16 protein-coding genes, 1 pseudogene and 1 riboswitch are annotated in these 17,101 nt (G+C 70.8%); of the genes and pseudogenes, 5 read left to right on the top strand and 12 right to left on the bottom strand.

Annotation, left to right across the window (positions count from 1 at the left end):
* Positions 1-267 precede the first annotated feature (267 nt).
* Positions 268-477 carry a transposase gene (locus ACFU5K_RS28365; RefSeq protein WP_384066651.1) on the top strand — a complete coding sequence of 70 codons (210 nt, stop codon included), beginning with the start codon at positions 268-270 and terminating at the stop codon, positions 475-477.
* Here the strand turns inward: ACFU5K_RS28365 and ACFU5K_RS28370 are convergent.
* Positions 425-1,780 carry a peptidase C39 family protein gene (locus ACFU5K_RS28370; RefSeq protein ID WP_384066653.1) on the bottom strand — a complete coding sequence of 452 codons (1,356 nt, stop codon included), beginning with the start codon at positions 1,778-1,780 and terminating at the stop codon, positions 425-427. The two genes, ACFU5K_RS28365 and ACFU5K_RS28370, sit on opposite strands and share 53 nt — an antisense overlap.
* A 184-nt stretch (positions 1,781-1,964) precedes the next feature.
* On the opposite strand from ACFU5K_RS28370, the gene ACFU5K_RS28375 reads away from it, so the two are divergent.
* Positions 1,965-2,579: a uridine kinase gene (locus tag ACFU5K_RS28375; protein WP_384066655.1), complete on the top strand. Its 615-nt coding sequence runs from the start codon at positions 1,965-1,967 to the stop codon at positions 2,577-2,579.
* 316 nt (positions 2,580-2,895) lie between these two features.
* Positions 2,896-4,839 (top strand): AAA family ATPase, encoded by a 1,944-nt coding sequence (locus ACFU5K_RS28380; protein WP_384066676.1) that lies wholly within the window; start codon positions 2,896-2,898, stop codon positions 4,837-4,839.
* Positions 4,840-4,912: 73 nt separating this feature from the next.
* Here ACFU5K_RS28380 and ACFU5K_RS28385 read toward each other — a convergent pair whose 3' ends face one another.
* From ACFU5K_RS28385 to ACFU5K_RS28435, 11 genes are all read right to left on the bottom strand, one after another.
* The gene (locus ACFU5K_RS28385) at positions 4,913-5,998 is read right to left on the bottom strand and encodes a hemolysin family protein (RefSeq protein ID WP_384066657.1); all 1,086 of its coding nucleotides are present in this window, start codon (positions 5,996-5,998) and stop codon (positions 4,913-4,915) included.
* Complete coding sequence (locus tag ACFU5K_RS28390; RefSeq protein ID WP_384066659.1) at positions 5,995-7,359, bottom strand: hemolysin family protein; 1,365 nt, start codon at positions 7,357-7,359, stop codon at positions 5,995-5,997. The genes ACFU5K_RS28385 and ACFU5K_RS28390 overlap by 4 nt, the downstream gene beginning before the upstream one ends.
* Before the next feature lie 190 nt (positions 7,360-7,549).
* Positions 7,550-8,029, bottom strand: coding sequence for a PH domain-containing protein (locus ACFU5K_RS28395; RefSeq protein ID WP_384066661.1), 480 nt, complete (start codon positions 8,027-8,029; stop codon positions 7,550-7,552).
* Between the two features lie 41 nt (positions 8,030-8,070).
* Positions 8,071-8,919 (bottom strand): ATP phosphoribosyltransferase, encoded by an 849-nt coding sequence (hisG, locus tag ACFU5K_RS28400; protein ID WP_384066663.1) that lies wholly within the window; start codon positions 8,917-8,919, stop codon positions 8,071-8,073.
* Between the two features lie 52 nt (positions 8,920-8,971).
* Positions 8,972-9,244 (bottom strand): phosphoribosyl-ATP diphosphatase, encoded by a 273-nt coding sequence (locus tag ACFU5K_RS28405; RefSeq protein WP_031097852.1) that lies wholly within the window; start codon positions 9,242-9,244, stop codon positions 8,972-8,974.
* A gap of 35 nt (positions 9,245-9,279) precedes the next feature.
* Positions 9,280-9,765, bottom strand: coding sequence for a 6,7-dimethyl-8-ribityllumazine synthase (gene ribH, locus ACFU5K_RS28410; RefSeq protein ID WP_384066665.1), 486 nt, complete (start codon positions 9,763-9,765; stop codon positions 9,280-9,282).
* Positions 9,766-9,799: 34 nt separating this feature from the next.
* On the bottom strand, positions 9,800-11,089 hold the full coding sequence (locus ACFU5K_RS28415; protein ID WP_384066667.1) for a bifunctional 3,4-dihydroxy-2-butanone-4-phosphate synthase/GTP cyclohydrolase II: 1,290 nt from the start codon (positions 11,087-11,089) through the stop codon (positions 9,800-9,802).
* Positions 11,086-11,730: a nicotinamide riboside transporter PnuC gene (locus tag ACFU5K_RS28420; RefSeq protein WP_384066668.1), complete on the bottom strand. Its 645-nt coding sequence runs from the start codon at positions 11,728-11,730 to the stop codon at positions 11,086-11,088. The genes ACFU5K_RS28415 and ACFU5K_RS28420 overlap by 4 nt, the downstream gene beginning before the upstream one ends.
* A complete protein-coding gene (locus tag ACFU5K_RS28425; RefSeq protein WP_384066670.1) occupies positions 11,727-12,347 on the bottom strand; it encodes a riboflavin synthase in 621 nt (206 codons plus the stop codon). The genes ACFU5K_RS28420 and ACFU5K_RS28425 overlap by 4 nt, the downstream gene beginning before the upstream one ends.
* Complete coding sequence (ribD, locus tag ACFU5K_RS28430) at positions 12,347-13,420, bottom strand: bifunctional diaminohydroxyphosphoribosylaminopyrimidine deaminase/5-amino-6-(5-phosphoribosylamino)uracil reductase RibD (protein WP_384066678.1); 1,074 nt, start codon at positions 13,418-13,420, stop codon at positions 12,347-12,349. The genes ACFU5K_RS28425 and ribD overlap by 1 nt, the downstream gene beginning before the upstream one ends.
* 188 nt (positions 13,421-13,608) lie before the next feature.
* Positions 13,609-13,739, bottom strand: a riboswitch (FMN riboswitch).
* A gap of 90 nt (positions 13,740-13,829) precedes the next feature.
* Entirely contained in the window at positions 13,830-15,041 is a 1,212-nt protein-coding gene (locus tag ACFU5K_RS28435) for an ROK family transcriptional regulator (RefSeq protein WP_384066672.1), read from the bottom strand.
* Positions 15,042-15,185: 144 nt separating this feature from the next.
* Between ACFU5K_RS28435 and ACFU5K_RS28440 the strand changes: the two genes are divergently transcribed.
* Together ACFU5K_RS28440 and ACFU5K_RS28445 are read left to right on the top strand one after the other, a co-directional pair.
* Complete coding sequence (locus tag ACFU5K_RS28440) at positions 15,186-16,415, top strand: MFS transporter (protein ID WP_384066674.1); 1,230 nt, start codon at positions 15,186-15,188, stop codon at positions 16,413-16,415.
* A gap of 219 nt (positions 16,416-16,634) precedes the next feature.
* Positions 16,635-17,101, top strand: a pseudogene (locus ACFU5K_RS28445) (IS1380 family transposase); the annotation flags it as partial.

A 17,101-nucleotide genomic window follows, 5' to 3' on the forward strand; every position in this document is an offset into this window, starting at 1 on the left:
CCAGACCCTCCTGGCCACCTGGACCGGCGCCTGCTCGATATGCGGCCAACCCGCACCAACCCCCGAACCACACCACAGGATCTAACAAAGCCCTAGTAGTTCGGGGTTGCGAAACACACCGAGCAGCCCCAGGAGACCCTGTTGTCCATGTTGTACGCGCCCGACGTCGTTGACTTCAACTCGCCTGGCGTGTCGTGCGATTGTCTCGCTCACCGGTTCGGGAACGCCGCCGATCAGCCCGAGCGAGTGCCCACCTACACCTCGGACATGTCGGACGCCGAGTGGGCCGTGACGCGGGACGCGCTACCGGATCCCGGCTGGCTGCGGGGCAAGGGCGGTCAGCCCGAGGGCTACTGCCACCGGCAGATGCTCGACGCGATCCGCTATCTCGTCGACAACGGCATCAAGTGGGGGCCGCACATGGTCAGGTCAGCCCGAGCGACCGCAGAACTCGATGCTGACTTGGTGCTGAGTTGACGGGCCAGTAGACGTAACAGACACCGCCCGTACCGCCCCTGACCTGGCCATTCGCGTCGTAGCGCTTCGTACGGAGCCAGATGTTCTCCCACTCGCGCCGGGCGTAGACGTGGCGGACCGCGTCGTTGTCCGGGGACGCCGGGTCGTTGGCGATCACGTCACCCTCGGCCGTGAAGCCGACGACCGTCATCAGGTGGCCCGAGGTCCCGTAGCCCGCGCCCGTCAGTTCGCCCTTGAGGAAGGACTGTGACGTTATGACCGGGATACCCGCGTCGATCAGCTTCTCCAGGTCCGCCAGCGAGTCGAGTCGCGTGACTGCGGCGCTCATGTCCTCGTACGTGGACGCGTAGGCGGCGTTGAAGGGCCAGTTGCCGCACCCGTCGTACTGGTAGTCGAAGGTGTAGCGCGCCGCGTGGCAGACCTGCGGATCGTCGAGGCCGGGCTTGACCCAGGCGAGGTCCTCCGCGGTGGGCCGCCGCCCCCAGTACTCGATGATCATCTGCGACGAGGTGGGGCTGCACCAGGCCTCTCCGCCGTTGTCGTACTCCGGGTACTGGCCGACGTGGACGTTCTGCGAGTAGCGGGGCACCGCCAGTTCGCGGGCGACGCCGGGTGTCGTGGCCGGGACGCTGAAGCGGTCCGGGACGTCCGAGGCCATGGCACCGATGCGGTGGACCGTGGGGGTGAGCCGGGTGCCGGGGGTCCGGTACAGGGTGAGCCGCAGACGGTACGAGACGAGACGGAGCCCGCTCGCCGCGTCGTCCACCGAGAAGGTGTCGGTCCAGACGGTGCTCTTCCCGTCCGTCTGGTCGTCGACGGAGGTCCGCCGGATGTCGGTGTCCGCCGAGGCCCATCGGCCCATGACGTACCAGGGGGTGTCCGTGCCGTCGGAGTAGCGCCCCCGCAGCTCGGTCTGGATCCAGGTGCCCTCGGGGGTGTGGGCGTTCCAGGACGCGATCACCTCGGTGGCCGGGACGTCCGAGCGGTGGAGCGGGGAGGTCCAGGTCGCGTACTCCCAGCTGCTGGTGGTGCCGGTGTGCGGGTCGGCGTAGTCGGTGCTTCCGGCGGGAGCGGAGATCTCCAGGCCCGGCCTGCGGCCGGCGACCGCCCGGGTCCCCGCTCGGGAGCCGGAACGCCAGTCGGTGTACGTCGTCCAGAAGCGGTTGTCCACGAGCGATGCCGCCGCCGGGGGGGAGGAGGTACGGGAGACGGCGGCGCTCGCCGGGCCGGCGGAGGCGACGGCGCCTGCCCCGGCCGCGAGCGCGGCGGTGAGCACGGTCCTGCGTGAAGTCGGTCTGATCATGGGCGAGACCCCCGGTCGTGGGCGGATTGGGGCTGCGGGTTCCGATCGGTGGGCCAACTATTGCGGGTCGGAGCCGCATCCGGCCAGTGATTCGGCCCGTGCCGCGTGACCAATATTGGTCTGGTCCACTGGCGTGACCTGCGCATGCTCCGGGCCGGGCAGCCGGCCCTCGTAGGGTGGGGGCATGAACGATCTGGCGGACCGCGCGCGGCGACTGCGCTCCCTCACGCCGTCCTGCGGGCCGGTACGGCTGATCGCGGTCGACGGACACGCCGGCTCCGGCAAGAGCACGTTCGCCGACAGGCTGGCCGAGGCACTGGGCGGCGCTCCCGTACTGCGCCTGGACGACCTGGCCAGCCATGAGGAACTGTTCGCCTGGACGGACCGCCTCCGGGCGCAGGTGCTGGATCCGCTCTCCCGGGGCGCGTCCGCGCGGTACGCCCCGTACGACTGGACGGCCCGGCGGTTCGGGACGCCGAAGACACTGGCTCCCGCCCCCGTGATGCTGGTCGAGGGCGTGGGGGCGGGCCGCGCGGCGGTGCGGCCGTTCCTCGCGGGGCTGCTGTGGATCGAAGGGGACCGTGGTGCCTCCTGGGAGCAGGGCCGGCTCCGCGACGGCCCCGGGCTCGCCGAGTTCTGGGACGGCTGGACCCTCGCGGAACAGCGGCACTTCGCCGATGACCCCTCATATCCCTTCGCCGACACCGTCATCCGGCGGACACCCACGGGGTACGCGTGGCTGGAAGGCCCTCGCGCGACTGCGGGGACGAGTCGGATCATCACGGAAAGTGAAGGCTGAGGGGCGTCCGGCCGGCCTGCCGGAAAACCGCCCGGAACTGCTCCGACTCGGCTTGACCGGGGGCCCGTCGAGGTCTTACGTTCTGGATGTCGGCTTTTCGGAGCCCCCGCAGACGCGAAGCCCCCGGTCGTTCCCCCGTGACCGGGGGCTTCGTCCTGTCCGCCGGACCTCCGCAACGGTGCCGCGCGATCACCCTGGGTCACGGCCGTGAAGCGCCGGTATCGCCCTTAGCCGATCACTCCCTGTGCAGGTACGATGCGTCCCGGTGCGGTCAATTCCCGTCCCCGACACGGTGATTAGGCGCGCTGCGCTGGGCATGCTGTGCGGGCGGGACATTCTGGGGGCACGGTTTGTGGGGGACCTGATGGACATCGGCGCGCAGGGGTTGCAGGCCCCGGCCGACCTCGCCTGGCTGCGTGGGGTGGACGCCTACACCATGGGCGCTTACCCACAGGCCGAAGAGGAGTTCCGCGCTGCCGTGCGCCTCGATCCCGGCATGGCGGACGGCTGGCTCGGCCTGCACGCGCTGCGGATCGACACCACGACGGCACTCCTGCGCATGTACCGCCATCGGGAGCGCTTCGGCGAACAGCGCACGCGACACCGCCGCACGCTCAACTCCTGGTACTGGCTTGGCTGGTGGGTGCAGCCCGTGCTGGAGAGCGCCCGTGACCTGCTGCTCGCGCACGCGTCGCACTGGCTGGACGGCCGCCATGTCCCGGAACTCGACCGTGCGTTGGCCGGCCTGCCGCCCGTCGACACGGATCCCCAGGTGCGGTTCCTGCATGCCTGCCGGTCCTACCTGGTCAAGGACTGGGAGCAGCTCTTACGGACCACCCAGCACCTCGTCGACGATCCGCAGCTTGGAATCGAGTCGGGACTCTTCGGCGGCATGGCCAGGGTGCGCCTGGAGATGTACGGGCAGGCGGAGCCCCTCCTGTCCGCCGCCCTGATGCGATGCCGCGGCGAACAGCCCCAGCGCAAGGAGCTGCGCTACTGGCTGGCGCGGGCCCACGAGGGCACCGGGCGTAGCGCGGCGGCCCTCCCCCTGTACCGGGCGGTCCACCGCGTCGACCCGGCGTTCATGGACACCTCGGCCAGGCTCGCGGCCATCTCCGAGGGGGACGGTTATGACGAGGCCGTGGATCTCGCCGCCGTCTCCATGGCCGGCTCCGGCTCGGACGGTACGGCGCTGGAGGGCCGGCCGGACGGCGACATGGTGCTCGACACCGACCTGGCCGAGGGCAGGGAGTCCTGGCTCGGCGGGGACCCGCAGCCGCTGTCAGGAGCCTCGGTGCCCGTGTCCGGCGTGGCGCGGCGCAAGAGCGGTGCGGCACGGGCCGCCGTGTTCCCGGCCGGGCCCAGCGATCCCGCCCTGCTGGCCGAGGCGCTCGCGGAGCTGGAGCGCATGGTCGGGCTGGAGCCCGTGAAACGCCAGGTCAAGGCCCTGTCGGCGCAGCTGAACATGGCACGGCTGCGCGCAGAGCAGGGCTTGCCGGTCCAGCCTCCGAAGCGCCACTTCGTGTTCTCCGGCCCGTCCGGGACGGGCAAGACGACCGTCGCCCGCATCCTGGGCCGGGTGTTCTACGCGCTCGGCCTCCTCGGCGGGGACCACCTGGTGGAGGCCCAACGCTCCGACCTGGTAGGCGAGTTCCTGGGCCAGACAGCCGTGAAGGCCAACGAGCTGATCGACTCGGCGCTCGGCGGGGTGCTGTTCGTCGACGAGGCGTACAGCCTCTACAACTCCGGCTACAGCAAGGGCGACGCGTACGGCGACGAGGCCTTGCAGGTCCTCCTCAAGCGCGCCGAGGACAACAGGGACCACCTGGTCGTCATCCTCGCCGGCTACCCCGAGGGCATGGACAGACTACTGTCGGCCAACCCCGGACTCTCCTCCCGCTTCACCACCCGGGTCGACTTCCCCAGCTACCGTCCCCTCGAACTCACCGCGATCGGTGGCGTGCTTGCCGCCGAGAACGGCGACGCGTGGGACGAGGAGTCCCTGGACGAGCTGCGCAGCATCAGTGGGCACGTGACCGACCAGGGCTGGATCGACGAGCTGGGCAACGGCCGCTTCCTGCGCACCCTGTACGAGAAGAGCTGTGCCTACCGCGATCTGCGGCTGTCCGGTTGCACCACCGCGCCCACCAGGGACGATCTGGCGACCCTGCGACTGCCGGACCTTATGCAGGCGTACGGCGAGGTGCTGTCGGGACGGAGCTCGGCGGACCGCGGGACCCAGGAGCCCGGCACGCTGTAGGGACGGCACACAAAGCTCGGATCGCGGACGCCGACGGGCGGCTCCGGAAGGGGTCGCCCGTCGGCGTGCGGGGTCAGGCCGTGGGGGCCATGGCCTTCTGCACCTCGACGGTCCGGCGGGGCACGGAGACGTGGTGGGACGGGTCGCGGACCTCACCCACCAGCATCTCCAGCACGTCCTCCATGGCGACGAGGCCGAGCACCCTGCCCGAGGCGTCCGCGACCTGCGCCAGGTGCGTGGCCGCGCGGCGCATGACCGTCAGGGCGTCATCCAGGGGGAGTTCGGCCCGCACGGTCGCCATCGGGCGCCAGATCTGCTGCGGGACGGCACGCTCGCCGTCCTCCAGCTCCAGGACGTCCTTGACGTGCAGGTACCCCATGAACGGGCCACCGCCTTCCGCGCACACGGGGAAGCGCGAGTAGCCGGTCCTGACGGTCAGTTCCTCGATGCGGCGCGGAGTGACGGACGGGTCCACCGTCACCAGGGACGCGCGGTCGAGCATGACGTCGGTGACGTGCCGGCTGCCCAGCTCCAGAGCGTCCTCCAGACGCTCCTGCGCCTCCGGCTCCAGCAGTCCGGCGAGGCCCGAGTCCTCGACCAGACGGTTGAGCTGCTCGCTCGTGAAGACCGCCTCGACCTCGTCCTTCGGCTCGACCTTGAAGAGCCTGAGCACGAGCCGCGCGCAGGCCCCGAGCGCCGAGGTGACCGGGCGGCACAGCCGGGCGAAGCCGACCAGGCCGGGGCTGAGCCACATCGCGGTCTTCTCGGGGGCGGCCATCGCCAGGTTCTTCGGGACCATCTCGCCGATGACGAGGTGGAGGAAGACAACGGAGACGAGGGCGACCGCGAAACCGAGCGGGTGCACGAACCCCTCGGGCACGTGTGCCGTGTGGAAGACCGGCTCCAGGAGGTGGGCCACGGTCGGCTCGGCGACGGCTCCGAGGGTGAGGGAGCAGACGGTGATGCCGAACTGGGCGGCGGCCATCATCTGCGGCAGGTTCTCCAGGCCGTACATGACCTGTCTGGCCCGGCTCGACCCGCTCGCGGCGAGCGGCTCGACCTGGCTGCGCCTTACGGACACGAGCGCGAACTCCGCGCCGACGAAGAAGCCGTTGGCCAGCACGAGAAGCCCCGCGAACATCAGCTGCACGAGGCTCATCGCACAGCCTCCAGCATGTCCTGGGACAGCCGTTCCGCCGTGTGCGGTATGTCCGTCAGCCGGACGAACCTGACCCGCTCGGCACGGTAGTGGCCGACCTGACGGACGGAGATCCGCCAGCCGGACAGTTCCGCCCGGTCTCCAGGGGCGGGGATGCGCCCCAGCAGGTCGGCGACCAGGCCGGCCACCGTCTCGTACGGTCCTTCGGGTACGTCGAGGCCTATCGAGTGCAGGGTCAGGACCCTGCAGCTGCCTTCCACGTCCCAGCCGGGCCGGCCGTCGTCGGCGACGACGGGGGTGAGTTCGGGCCGGTCCGCGCCCTCTGCGTCGTGCTCGTCCCTGACCTCGCCCACCAGCTCCTCGATGATGTCCTCGAGGGTGACGACACCGGCGGTGCCGCCGTACTCGTCGACGACGACGGCGATCGGCTGCTCACTGCGCAGCCGCTGGAGCAGTTGTTCGACCGGCAGTGTCTCCGGCACCAGGAGCGGCGGCACGGCGACGCGGCTGACGGGGGTGCGCAGCCGGTCCGGTGCGGGCACGGCGAGGGCGTTCTTCAGGTGGACCATGCCGACGACCTCGTCGATGCGGTCCCGGTACACGGGGAAGCGGGACAGTCCTGTGGCCCTGGTGAGGTTGAGGACGTCCGCCGCGGTCGCCGTCGACTGCAGCGCGCTGACCTTCACCCGCGGGGTCATGACGTGCTGTGCGGTGAGACCGGCGAGGGACAGGGTCCGTACGAAGAGGTCGGCGGTGTCCTGCTCCAGGGTGCCGGCCTCGGCGGAGTGCCGGGCCAGGGAGACGAGTTCACCGGGGGTCCTGGCGGAGGCCAGTTCGTCGGTGGGCTCGACGCCCAGCAGCCGCACCAGCCGGTTCGCGACGGTGTTCAGGACGGTGATCACGGGCCGCAGGAGGGCCGAGAAGCGGTGCTGGGGCCCGGCGACGAACCTGGCGACCTGGAGCGGCCGCGAGACCGCCCAGTTCTTCGGTACGAGCTCGCCGATCACCATCTGGACGGCGGAGGCGAAGATCATGCCGGTCACCACGCTCACTCCGGGGACCGCCCCCGCGGGCAGCCCCGTGGCGGTGACCGGTCCGGCGAGCAGCTGGGCGAGTGCCGGTTCCGCCAGCATGCCTACGACCAGTGAGGTGATCGTGATGCCGAGCTGGGTGCCGGACAGCTGGAAGGAGAGTTCACGCAGGGCGGCCACGACGGTGCGCGCCCGGCGGTCGCCCTCGGCGGCGGCGCGTTCGGCGTCCGGCCGTTCCACCGTGACGAGCCCGAATTCGGCCGCCACGAAGAATCCGTTGGCGAGGATGAGAAGGAATGCCGCGAGGAGCAGCAACAGGGGGGTGGTCATGCCGCCGCCTCCGGGGAGGGGGCGGCGCAGGTACTACCGGACGATCCGTCCATTGCTGGAGGGAGTCACTCCTTGGGTCGCAGTAATGTGCCCCGCGGGCCTGGGAGGCCCTCTGGTGCGGGGCGGCGGCGCACCCGGTGCACCGCCGCCATCCAGAATAATCGGGATCCGGCCGCGTGGGGCAGGGGGCTCAGCCGTTCTGAGTGGCGTCGTTCACTCCGCTGCCGTGGAATTCGACGAGGGCGCGGAGCGCTCGGGCGTCCCGGATGGCCTGTTCCCTGGCGATCCCTGGCTGGATGCCGAGGGCGGGCATGCTGGTGCCGTCGTTGAGGTCGAGGAGCACCCACGGGTCACCGGCCCGCAGGTTGACGCGGACGATCTCCGCCCAGGCCAGCCTGCGGGTGCGGGTGATGTTGACGACCGTGACACCGGTCGCGTCGGTGGTGACGCGGGGCCGGCTCAGCAGGGCCAGGACGCCGAAGAAGAGCAGCGCGACGAAGACGAAGCTGGTCCGCTCCCCCGGCCCGAGGTTCTCCAGGATCATCGCGACGGCGGTGATGACGACGAACATCGCCGCTCCCACGGACAGCAGGACCACCCGGGTTCCGGTGGGCCTGAAGGTGGCCGGAAGTGCGGGGAGTTCGGGAGAACCGGGCGGGGAGGCGGTCATCGCGGCGCTGTCTTCCTTCGGTTGTGCCGTCGTGCGGACCGTCAGAGGCGGCAGGCGTGGATGGCGGTCGTGAGGATGGCGCGGGCGCCCAGCTCGTACAGGTCGTCCATGATCCGCTGGGCCTCCTTGGCCGCGACCATGGAACGGACCGCGACCCAGCCCTCGTGGTGCAGCGGGGAGATGGTCGGCGACTCCAGCCCCGGGGTGAGGGCGACGGCCCGCTCCAGGTGCTCGACCCGGCAGTCGTAGTCCATCATCACGTAGCTGCGGGCGACCAGGACGCCCTGCAGACGGCGCAGGAACTGCTGCACCTTGGGGTCGTCGCCGGGGGCGCCCTTGCGGCGGATCACCACGGCTTCCGACTTCATGATCGGCTCGCCGATGATCTCGAGGCCTGCGTTGCGCATGCTCGTACCGGTCTCGACGACGTCGGCGATGATCTGCGCGACCCCGAGCTCGATGGCGGTCTCCACGGCGCCGTCGAGGTGGACGACGGAGGCCTTCACGCCCTCGTCGGCGAGGTGCTTCGCCACGATGCCCTCGTAGGACGTCGCGATCGTCATGCCGTCGAAGTCCTTGGGCCCGGTTGCCGTGCCCGGCTTCGTGGCATAACGGAAGGTGGACCGTGCGAAGCCGAGCTGGAGGATCTCCTCGGCCTCGGCCCCGGAGTCCTGCAGCAGGTCACGGCCGGTGATGCCGATGTCCAGCCGCCCGGAGCTGACGTAGATCGCGATGTCGCGCGGCCTCAGGTAGAAGAACTCGACCTCGTTCGTGGGGTCGACGAGGACCAGTTCCTTCGACTCCTTGCGCTGCCGGTAGCCCGCCTCATGGAGCATCGCCATCGCAGGCCCGGAGATTGCACCCTTGTTGGGGACGGCGATGCGCAGCATGAGGTCAGGTTTCCTTTGTGCGGAGGGAGTTCCGGGGACGGGCGGGGTCTGCTCAGAGGTGGGCGTAGACGTCGTCGAGGGAGATCCCGCGGGCGACCATCATCACCTGGACGTGGTACAGCAGCTGCGAGATCTCCTCGGCGGCGGCTTCCTTGCCCTCGTATTCGGCGGCCATCCAGACCTCGGCGGCCTCCTCGACGACCTTCTTGCCGATGGCATGCACTCCCTTGTCCACCAGCTCGGCGGTGCGGGAGGTGGAGGGGTCGCCGTCGGCGGCCTTGAGCTGGAGCTCGGCGAAGAGCTCTTCGAAGGTTTTGTTCGCCATGATGGTCCTTAGAATACGGGGTCCCGGAGCGCCGCTCAGCGCCAGGGTTCGCTCACGGTGCGCAGCGTGGCCGCGGTGGCGACGGCCGCGGTGACCGCTTCGTGCCCCTTGTCCTCGTTGGAACCCTCGAGCCCTGCCCTGTCCAGGGCCTGCTCTTCGTTGTCACAGGTGAGGACGCCGAAGCCGACCGGGACCCCGGTGTCGACGCTCACCTGGGTGAGGCCGTTGGTAACGCCCTGGGACACGTACTCGAAGTGAGGGGTGCCGCCGCGGATGATGACGCCGAGGGCGACGATCGCGTCGTAGCCCCGGCCCGCGAGCACCTTGGCGACCACCGGAAGTTCGAAGCTGCCGGGGACCCGGAGCAGCGTCGGCTCGTCGATGCCGAGGTCGTGCAGGGCACGGAGGGCCCCGTCGACGAGTCCGTCCATGACCTTTTCGTGCCACTGCGCCGCGATCACCGCGACCCTGAGGTCTCCGCAGTTGCGTACGGACAGTTCGGGTGCGCCCTTGCCGCTCATGTCTCTCCTGTAAGTGTTATGTAGGTGCTGGTGGTTACTGGTTGCCGCAGGCCGAAGCGACGGTGGCGTCGAGCCAGGGCAGGTCGTGCCCCATCCGGTCCCGCTTGGTGCGCAGGTACCGCAGGTTGTGCTCCCCGGCCTGTACTGGCATGGGCTCGCGTCCGGTGATCCGGAGCCCGTATCGCACGAGGGCGGCGGTCTTGTCCGGGTTGTTGGTCATCAGCCGCAGGCTGCGGACGCCGAGGTCGCTCAGGATCTGCGCGCCGGCCGCGTAGTCCCGGGCGTCGGCGGGGAGGCCGAGTTCGAGGTTGGCGTCCAGCGTGTCGGCGCCGCGCTCCTGGAGTTCGTACGCCCGCAGCTTGGAAAGCAGTCCGATGCCACGGCCCTCATGTCCGCGCAGGTACACGACGACCCCGCGGCCCTCGGCCGTGACGCGCTCCATGGAGGCGTGCAGCTGGGGCCCGCAGTCGCAGCGCTGGGACTGGAAGATGTCACCGGTCAGGCATTCCGAGTGCATCCGGACGAGGACGTCCTCGCCGTCGCCGATGTCACCGTGGACGAGGGCCACGTGCTCGACGCCGTCGGCGACGGAGCGGTAGCCGTACGCGGTGAAGTGCCCGAACGTGGTGGGCAGCCGCACCTCGGCCTCGCGACGGACGGTCGGCTCGGAGGTGCGCCGGTAGGCGACCAGGTCCTCGATGGAGATGATCGTGAGGCCGTGCTTGCGTGCGAAGGGGACGAGTTCGGGCAGCCGCAGCATCACGCCGTCCTCACCCGCGATCTCCACGATGGCACCGGCGGGACGCAGCCCGGCGAGCCGGGCCAGGTCGACGGCGGCCTCGGTGTGCCCGTTGCGGACGAGCACACCTCCGGCCTTCGCACGGAGCGGGAAGACGTGGCCGGGGCGTACGAAGTCGCCGGGACCCGCCGTGCCGCCCGCGAGCATCCGGAGCGTGGTGGCGCGGTCGGCCGCGGAGATTCCGGTGGTCACGCCGTGGACCGCCGAGGCGTCCACGGAGACCGTGAAGGCCGTCTGCATCGATTCGGTGTTGTGCGCGACCATCTGCGGGAGCTCGAGGCGTTCGAGCTCGTCGGTCTCCATGGGCGCGCAGATCAGTCCGCGGCACTCGCTCATCATGAAGGCGACGATCTCGGGGGTCGCCTTCTCCGCGGCGATGACGAGGTCGCCCTCGTTCTCCCGGTTCTCGTCGTCGACGACCACGACGGGCCGTCCGGCGGCGATGTCGCGGATCGCCTGTTCGACAGGATCCAGCGAGAGGTCTTCGAGGGTGTGGTCGTGCAACCAGGTGGGCTGGGCAGTCATGCCGTGGCTCCTTCCAGAGCGGGTGTCCGCGTACGCAGCCACCAGTCGCGCAGGCCCCAGAGGACGAGGGCGCCGTAGACGACGTAGATGAGACCGGAGAAGGCGAGTCCGCTGTGAAAGTTCAGCGGGACGCCGACGAGGTCGACGAGCAGCCAGGCGAACCAGAACTCGACCATGCCGCGGGCCTGGGCGAGCATCGCCGCCAGGGTGCCGGCGAAGATGTACGCGTCGGCCCACGGACTCCAGGAGAGGGACGGGAAGGCCGCGAACAGTCCGCCGACGGCCAGGGTGCCGGCGGCTGCTCCGCCGGCCAGGTAAGCGCGCTCGCGCCAGGTGGCGAAGCGCACGGCGATGGAACCGTCCTGCGTCTTCTGCCTGCCGCGGGTCCACTGCTGCCATCCCCAGACGGCGACGGCGACGACGATCAGCTGCTTGCCGACACTGCCCGCCTGGTGCACGGACACGTTGGCGGCGATCAGCACGACGCCGGACAGGAATTGCGCGGGCCAGGTCCAGACCGAGCGGAGCCAGCCGAGGGCCAGTGCGATCAGGCCGATGGTGTTGCCGAGCATGTCGGACCAGATGATGCGCTGTCCGAAGGCGGTGAACGCCTCCGAGTTCAACCAGTCCACCCCGCTCATGAGACCGGCTCCCCCGGCTCCGGCGGTGTGCCCGCACCGAGCAGCCGCTCGACGTACTTGGCGAGGACATCCACTTCCAGGTTGACCGGGTCGCCGGGCTGCTTGAGGCCGAGCGTGGTCAGCGCGAGGGTGGTGGGGATGAGGCTGATGGTGAAGTGGTCGGCGCCCGCGTCCACGACCGTGAGGCTGACGCCGTCGACCGTGATCGAGCCCTTCTCCACCACGTAGCGGGTCAGGTTGCCGGGCAGGGAGATCTTGATGAGCTCCCAGTGCTCGGAGGGCGTGCGCTCGATGATGTGCCCGGTGCCGTCCACGTGGCCCTGGACGATGTGCCCGCCGAGCCGGCCGCCGAGCGCCATGGGGCGCTCGAGGTTGACCCGCGAGCCGGTGCCCAGCGCGCCGAGGCTGGAGCGCTTCAGCGTCTCGGCCATGACGTCGGCGGTGAACTCGTCGTCCCCGGTCTCCACGACGGTGAGGCAGACGCCGTTCACCGCGATGGAGTCGCCGTGCTTGGCGCCTTCGGTGACCACGGGGCCACGCAGTCGGAAGCGGGAGGCGTCGCCGAGCGTCTCGACGGCGGTGACCTCACCCAGTTCTTCGACAATTCCGGTGAACACTAGTTTCCCTTCCGAGCAGGGGCGGGGACGGCGGTGATGCGCAGGTCAGGACCGAGACGGACGGTCTCCGTCACATCCAGGCGCAACGCCTGGGAGATGGTGGAGATTCCGGCGTCGGCGAGAGCGGCGGGGCCCGCGCCGAGGAGGACCGGGGCGAGATAGCCGACGACGGTGTCGACCGCTCCCGCGGAGACGAAGGAGCCGGCGAGGACCGGGCCGCCTTCCAGGAGTACGGAGCGGACACCTCGCGCGTGGAGGGCCGCGAGCAGGGCGTCGATGTCCAGGCCGGGGCCGCCTGCCGCGCGCGGCAGGCGCAGCACGTTCTCGGCGGGGAGGTGGTCCGTCCGGGCGTCGTCGGCGACGGCGATCAGGGTGGGGGCGGTCCCGTCGAGGACCCGCGCCCCTGGCCGGACGGCGTCGGCGCCGGTGTCGACGACCACACGGAGCGGCTGGGTGGCTCCCTCTACGCCGCGTACGCCCAGCTGCGGGTCGTCGCTCCGCGCGGTGCCGGAGCCGACCACGACCGCGTCCGCCCTGGCGCGCAGCCGGTGGACGTCGGCGCGGGATTCGGGGGAGGTGATCCAGCGGCTGGTTGAGTCGGCGGCGGCGACCCGCCCGTCGAGCGACGCCGCGTACTTCCACAGGACGTACGGGCGACCGAGGCGTACCGAGGTGAGCCAGGCGATGTTGACGGCCTCCGCCTCGTCGGCGAGGAGACCCTGCTCGACCTCGATCCCGGCGGCACGCAGGGTGTCGGCGCCGCCCGTGGCCTGCGGGTTCGGGTCGCCGACCGCGTACACGACGCGGCGGACGCCGGCATCGATGAGCGCCTGTGCGCAGGGGCCCGTGCGTCCGGTGTGGTTGCAGGGTTCGAGGGTGACGTAGGCGGTGCCGCCACGGGCCTTCCCGCCGGCCTCGCGCAGGGCGTGGATTTCGGCGTGCGGCCCTCCGGCGCGCTGGTGGAAGCCTTCGCCCACCTGTTCACCGGCGGCGTCCAGGATGACGCTCCCGACGACCGGGTTGGGGCTGGTGGCGCCGATTCCGCGCGCGGCGAGTGCGACAGCCCGCCTCATGGCGGCGTGTTCGGCCGTGGTGGCCACCGGGTTCTCCTGCCTCTTGGGGCACGAACTCCGGGGCCTGTCGATGACGACAGAGAAACGGAACGCAACAGGGAGACGCCGGAAACCGAAGACGAGGACGCGGTCCTCCCGGAGATCCGGAAAAACGCGTCCGCCTACGGCGGCGTACCTGTGACGGCCCGCCGCGCACTGCCTCCCATCCGGACTTTAACCGTCGGTCCAGGAATCTCACCTGGTCAACCGGCCGCTGGATGCGGACGGGTCGCGGACTATAACCGCCGGTTCGGAATTGCACCGACCCCGGAGTGCGCTGCTGCTGGTACAGAACACATTGTGCCACGAAGTACCTTCACCCATACGGGTGGGCCCCCTGTGGAACAGCTCACAGGCAGAGGCCGGCCGCTCACCCGAGGGCGTGCGCCCGAGGCGCGAAGAGGGCCTCCTGGGCGGCGTCACGTGCGGCGAAGAGCGCCCCCCGCAGGACCGCCCCGCCGCCCAGCGTCCCGGCCCTCACCTCCGTTCGCAGAGGAGACATCCGGGCCAGGCGCTCCGCCACGCGGGCGGCGAGCGCGGGACCGCCGGCGCGGCCGACCTCGCCGGCCAGGACGAGACATCCGGGGTCGAGCACGGAGACCACGGAGGCGGCGCCGAGTGCGAGGCGGTCCGCGAGCGCCGCGAGGAAGTCCTCGGCACGCCTCCCGTCGGCCCGCAGCGCTGCTCTGACGGCGAAGGCGGCTGCGGGGTCCCGCTCCTGGCCGCCGTCAGCCGGAGGGCTTCCCGCTCTGATGCCGTGGTCGGCGGCGAGCGCACAGACCGCGGCGGATCCCACCAGCGAGTGGAATCCACCGTCGCAGTTGACGGCGGAGGGGACGCCCGAGGTTCCGGGCACCGGCATGAAGCCGATCTCTCCCGCTCCTCCCGAGGCACCCCGGCGCAGCTTCCCGTCGAGCATGACGGCCGCGCCGACGCCGTGGCCGAGCCAGAGCAGCACGAACGTGTCCCGGTCACGGGCCGCACCGATGCGGTGTTCGGCGACGGCGGCGAGATTGGTCTCGTTCTCCACGAGCACGGTCGCGGACAGCCGCCGCTGGAGTTCCTCGACCAGGCCGCGGTGCCAGGCGGGGAGCCCTGCCGTCGCCCTGAGTTCACCGGTGACGGGGTCGATGAGGCCCGGGGCGCCGATGCCGACGCTGTGCAGCGGCGCCGTGCCGGCGGTCCGGGCGACGCGTTCCACCATGGCGGCGGCCAGCTGGACGGCTGACTGCGTCCCCGTGTCGCTGCCGATCGGCAGGGTGGCCTCGGCGAGGGTGACACCGAGCAGGTCGGCCACGGCCACGGCCACGCTGTCCGTACGTACGTCGAGGGCGGCCAGATGGGCCCGGTCGGCGACGATCCCGTACAGCCGGGCGTTCGGTCCGCGGCGGTCGGAGCCGCTCTCCCCCACGACCCTGACCAGACCGGCGTCCTGCAGCCGCTCCACCAGATCGGCGACCGTGGGGCGGGAGAGGCCGGTCATCGTCTTCAGCTGCGTGGCCGTCAGCGGGCCGTCCTGCTGGAGCAGTCGCAGGGCGAGCCGGTCGTTGATGGCCCGGGCGGTGCTCGGGGATGCGGGCATGCCGGGATCCTTCCAGATCGTTTCCCACCCGATTCCGTGGGGTTATTTATCAGGCAGGGTTCCTGATAGTTTACGTGCCGCACCGCGCGACGGGCGCCGGACTAGCCCGGCGGACGAGCTTTTCCCAGGGGAGGGACACGGCGCATGACACAGGATTCAGCGGTCCCGGTCTTCGGCGCGGAGAGGGTCAGGCGGGCCAGATACGCGGTGGCGGCGGTCTTCGCCGTGCACGGGGCGGTGACCGGCAGCTTCGCGACCCGCGTGCCGTGGATCCAGGACCACGCGGCGGTGAGCGCGGGCCAGCTCGGCCTCGCCCTCGCCTTCCCCGCCATCGGTGCCTCACTGGCCATGCCGCTGGCCGGCAGTGTCAGTCACCGCTTCGGTGCCCGCACCGCCCTGCGCGGGCTGCTGGCACTGTGGACGCTTGCCCTGGTCCTGCCGGCCCTGGCCCCGAATCTGCTCACGCTCTGCGCCGCACTGTTCGTCTACGGCGCCACCGCGGGGATGTCGGACGTCGCGATGAACGCGCTCGGTGTCGAGGTGGAGAACAGGCTCGACAAGTCGATCATGTCCGGGCTGCACGGCATGTGGAGCATGGGAGCCCTGCTCGGCTCGGCGGCAGGCACGGTCGCGGCGCACGTCGGGACCGACGCCCGGCTGCACCACATACTGGCCGCGCTGGTCCTGACGGCGCTCGGCCTGGCCGCCTGCCAGGGCGTGCTCGACCTGCGCAGCGAGCCCGACGAGGAACCGCCGCCGCGTTTCACCCTGCCGCCGAAGTCCGCACTGGTCATCGGCGCTGTGGGCTTCTGCGCGGTGTTCGCCGAAGGGGCCAGTATGGACTGGTCGGCCGTCTACCTCCGGGACATCATGGGCAGTTCCGCCGGGCTCGCGGCGGCGTCGACCACGGCGTTCGCCCTGACCATGGCCGTGGCCCGGATCGCCGGCGACAGGATCGTGGACCGGTTCGGAGCGGTGCGCACGGTACGGGTCGGCGGCCTCCTGGCCACGGCGGGCGGGCTGCTCGTGGTCCTGGCATCCGGGCCGGCCCTGGCGCTCTGCGGCTTCGGGCTGCTCGGTCTCGGCGTGGCGGTCGTGGTGCCGCTCGCCTTCGCCGCGGCCGGCCGCAGCGGCGAGAATCCCAGCCGGGCCATCGCGGGCGTCGCCACGATCACGTACACCTCGGGACTCATCGCACCGTCCGCGATCGGCTCGCTCGCGGAGGCGACCTCGCTGATCGTGTCCTTCGGTCTGGTCACGGTGCTGGCGTTCGGACTGGTACTGGGCGCCGGCGTGCTGCGGGCGGGCGACCGCAAGGTCACGCAGAGCGGCGTGGCGCGGCCGGCGCCGGCCAGGAGCCCGTCCGGCGGCTGACCGCTTCGCCCCGCGCCTGGCCGGCCGCCGCCCGGTCGGTGCTTCCGGTGCCGCGCGACGGGGCCCGGGCACGAGGTCAGGGCGGTGCGCCACTAAGCCTTGATCCACCGACCCGTGCCTTGCGGATAACGTCTCGGACAACGAAGAAGTGCCTTGTGACCTGCGATGATGGGAGTTCTTCAGGCTTCCAGCACGCACAATCAGCAAGGCACTTCCGAGATGCAAGTTTCCCACACGCGGGCGGCGGTCTCCGCTGCGTTCGATGACACGAACCTGATCGCGCATGCCGGGCTGGTTCCGGTGATACGGCTAGCCGAGCGGTGCGGTCTGCCCCGGCTGGTGACGGAGAAGGTGAGGCTGACCCGGGCGGGGAACGGCGCGGGTGCGGCGGCGGATGCCAAAGTCATGAGCATCGTGGCCGGTATGGTCGTGGGTGCGGACAGCATCGACGACCTGGACGTGTTGCGCCGCGGTGCGATGCCCGCCGTGTTCAGCGGTATCCGCGCACCCTCCACCCTGGGCACCTTCCTCCGCTCCTTCACTCACGGTCACGCCCTCCAACTACACGCGGTGCACCGCAGGTTCCTCGGTGAACTGGCCGCACACACCCCGTTGCTGCCCGGCTCCGGCGAGAAGGCGTTCATCGACGTCGACTCCACCCACAAACGCGTGTACGGACGCACCAA

Origin of the sequence: Streptomyces sp. NPDC057428 (assembly GCF_042803195.1) — a bacterium.
Lineage (GTDB): Bacteria > Actinomycetota > Actinomycetes > Streptomycetales > Streptomycetaceae > Streptomyces.

Coding starts and splice junctions, on each gene's coding strand:
- ACFU5K_RS28365 (WP_384066651.1), top strand. CDS start 268: ATGTCGGACGCCGAGTGGGCCGTGACGCGGGACGCGCTACCGGATCCC.
- ACFU5K_RS28370 (WP_384066653.1), bottom strand. CDS start 1,780: ATGATCAGACCGACTTCACGCAGGACCGTGCTCACCGCCGCGCTCGCG.
- ACFU5K_RS28375 (WP_384066655.1), top strand. CDS start 1,965: ATGAACGATCTGGCGGACCGCGCGCGGCGACTGCGCTCCCTCACGCCG.
- ACFU5K_RS28380 (WP_384066676.1), top strand. CDS start 2,896: ATGCTGTGCGGGCGGGACATTCTGGGGGCACGGTTTGTGGGGGACCTG.
- ACFU5K_RS28385 (WP_384066657.1), bottom strand. CDS start 5,998: ATGAGCCTCGTGCAGCTGATGTTCGCGGGGCTTCTCGTGCTGGCCAAC.
- ACFU5K_RS28390 (WP_384066659.1), bottom strand. CDS start 7,359: ATGACCACCCCCCTGTTGCTGCTCCTCGCGGCATTCCTTCTCATCCTC.
- ACFU5K_RS28395 (WP_384066661.1), bottom strand. CDS start 8,029: ATGACCGCCTCCCCGCCCGGTTCTCCCGAACTCCCCGCACTTCCGGCC.
- hisG (WP_384066663.1), bottom strand. CDS start 8,919: ATGCTGCGCATCGCCGTCCCCAACAAGGGTGCAATCTCCGGGCCTGCG.
- ACFU5K_RS28405 (WP_031097852.1), bottom strand. CDS start 9,244: ATGGCGAACAAAACCTTCGAAGAGCTCTTCGCCGAGCTCCAGCTCAAG.
- ribH (WP_384066665.1), bottom strand. CDS start 9,765: ATGAGCGGCAAGGGCGCACCCGAACTGTCCGTACGCAACTGCGGAGAC.
- ACFU5K_RS28415 (WP_384066667.1), bottom strand. CDS start 11,089: ATGACTGCCCAGCCCACCTGGTTGCACGACCACACCCTCGAAGACCTC.
- ACFU5K_RS28420 (WP_384066668.1), bottom strand. CDS start 11,730: ATGAGCGGGGTGGACTGGTTGAACTCGGAGGCGTTCACCGCCTTCGGA.
- ribD (WP_384066678.1), bottom strand. CDS start 13,420: ATGAGGCGGGCTGTCGCACTCGCCGCGCGCGGAATCGGCGCCACCAGC.
- ACFU5K_RS28435 (WP_384066672.1), bottom strand. CDS start 15,041: ATGCCCGCATCCCCGAGCACCGCCCGGGCCATCAACGACCGGCTCGCC.
- ACFU5K_RS28440 (WP_384066674.1), top strand. CDS start 15,186: ATGACACAGGATTCAGCGGTCCCGGTCTTCGGCGCGGAGAGGGTCAGG.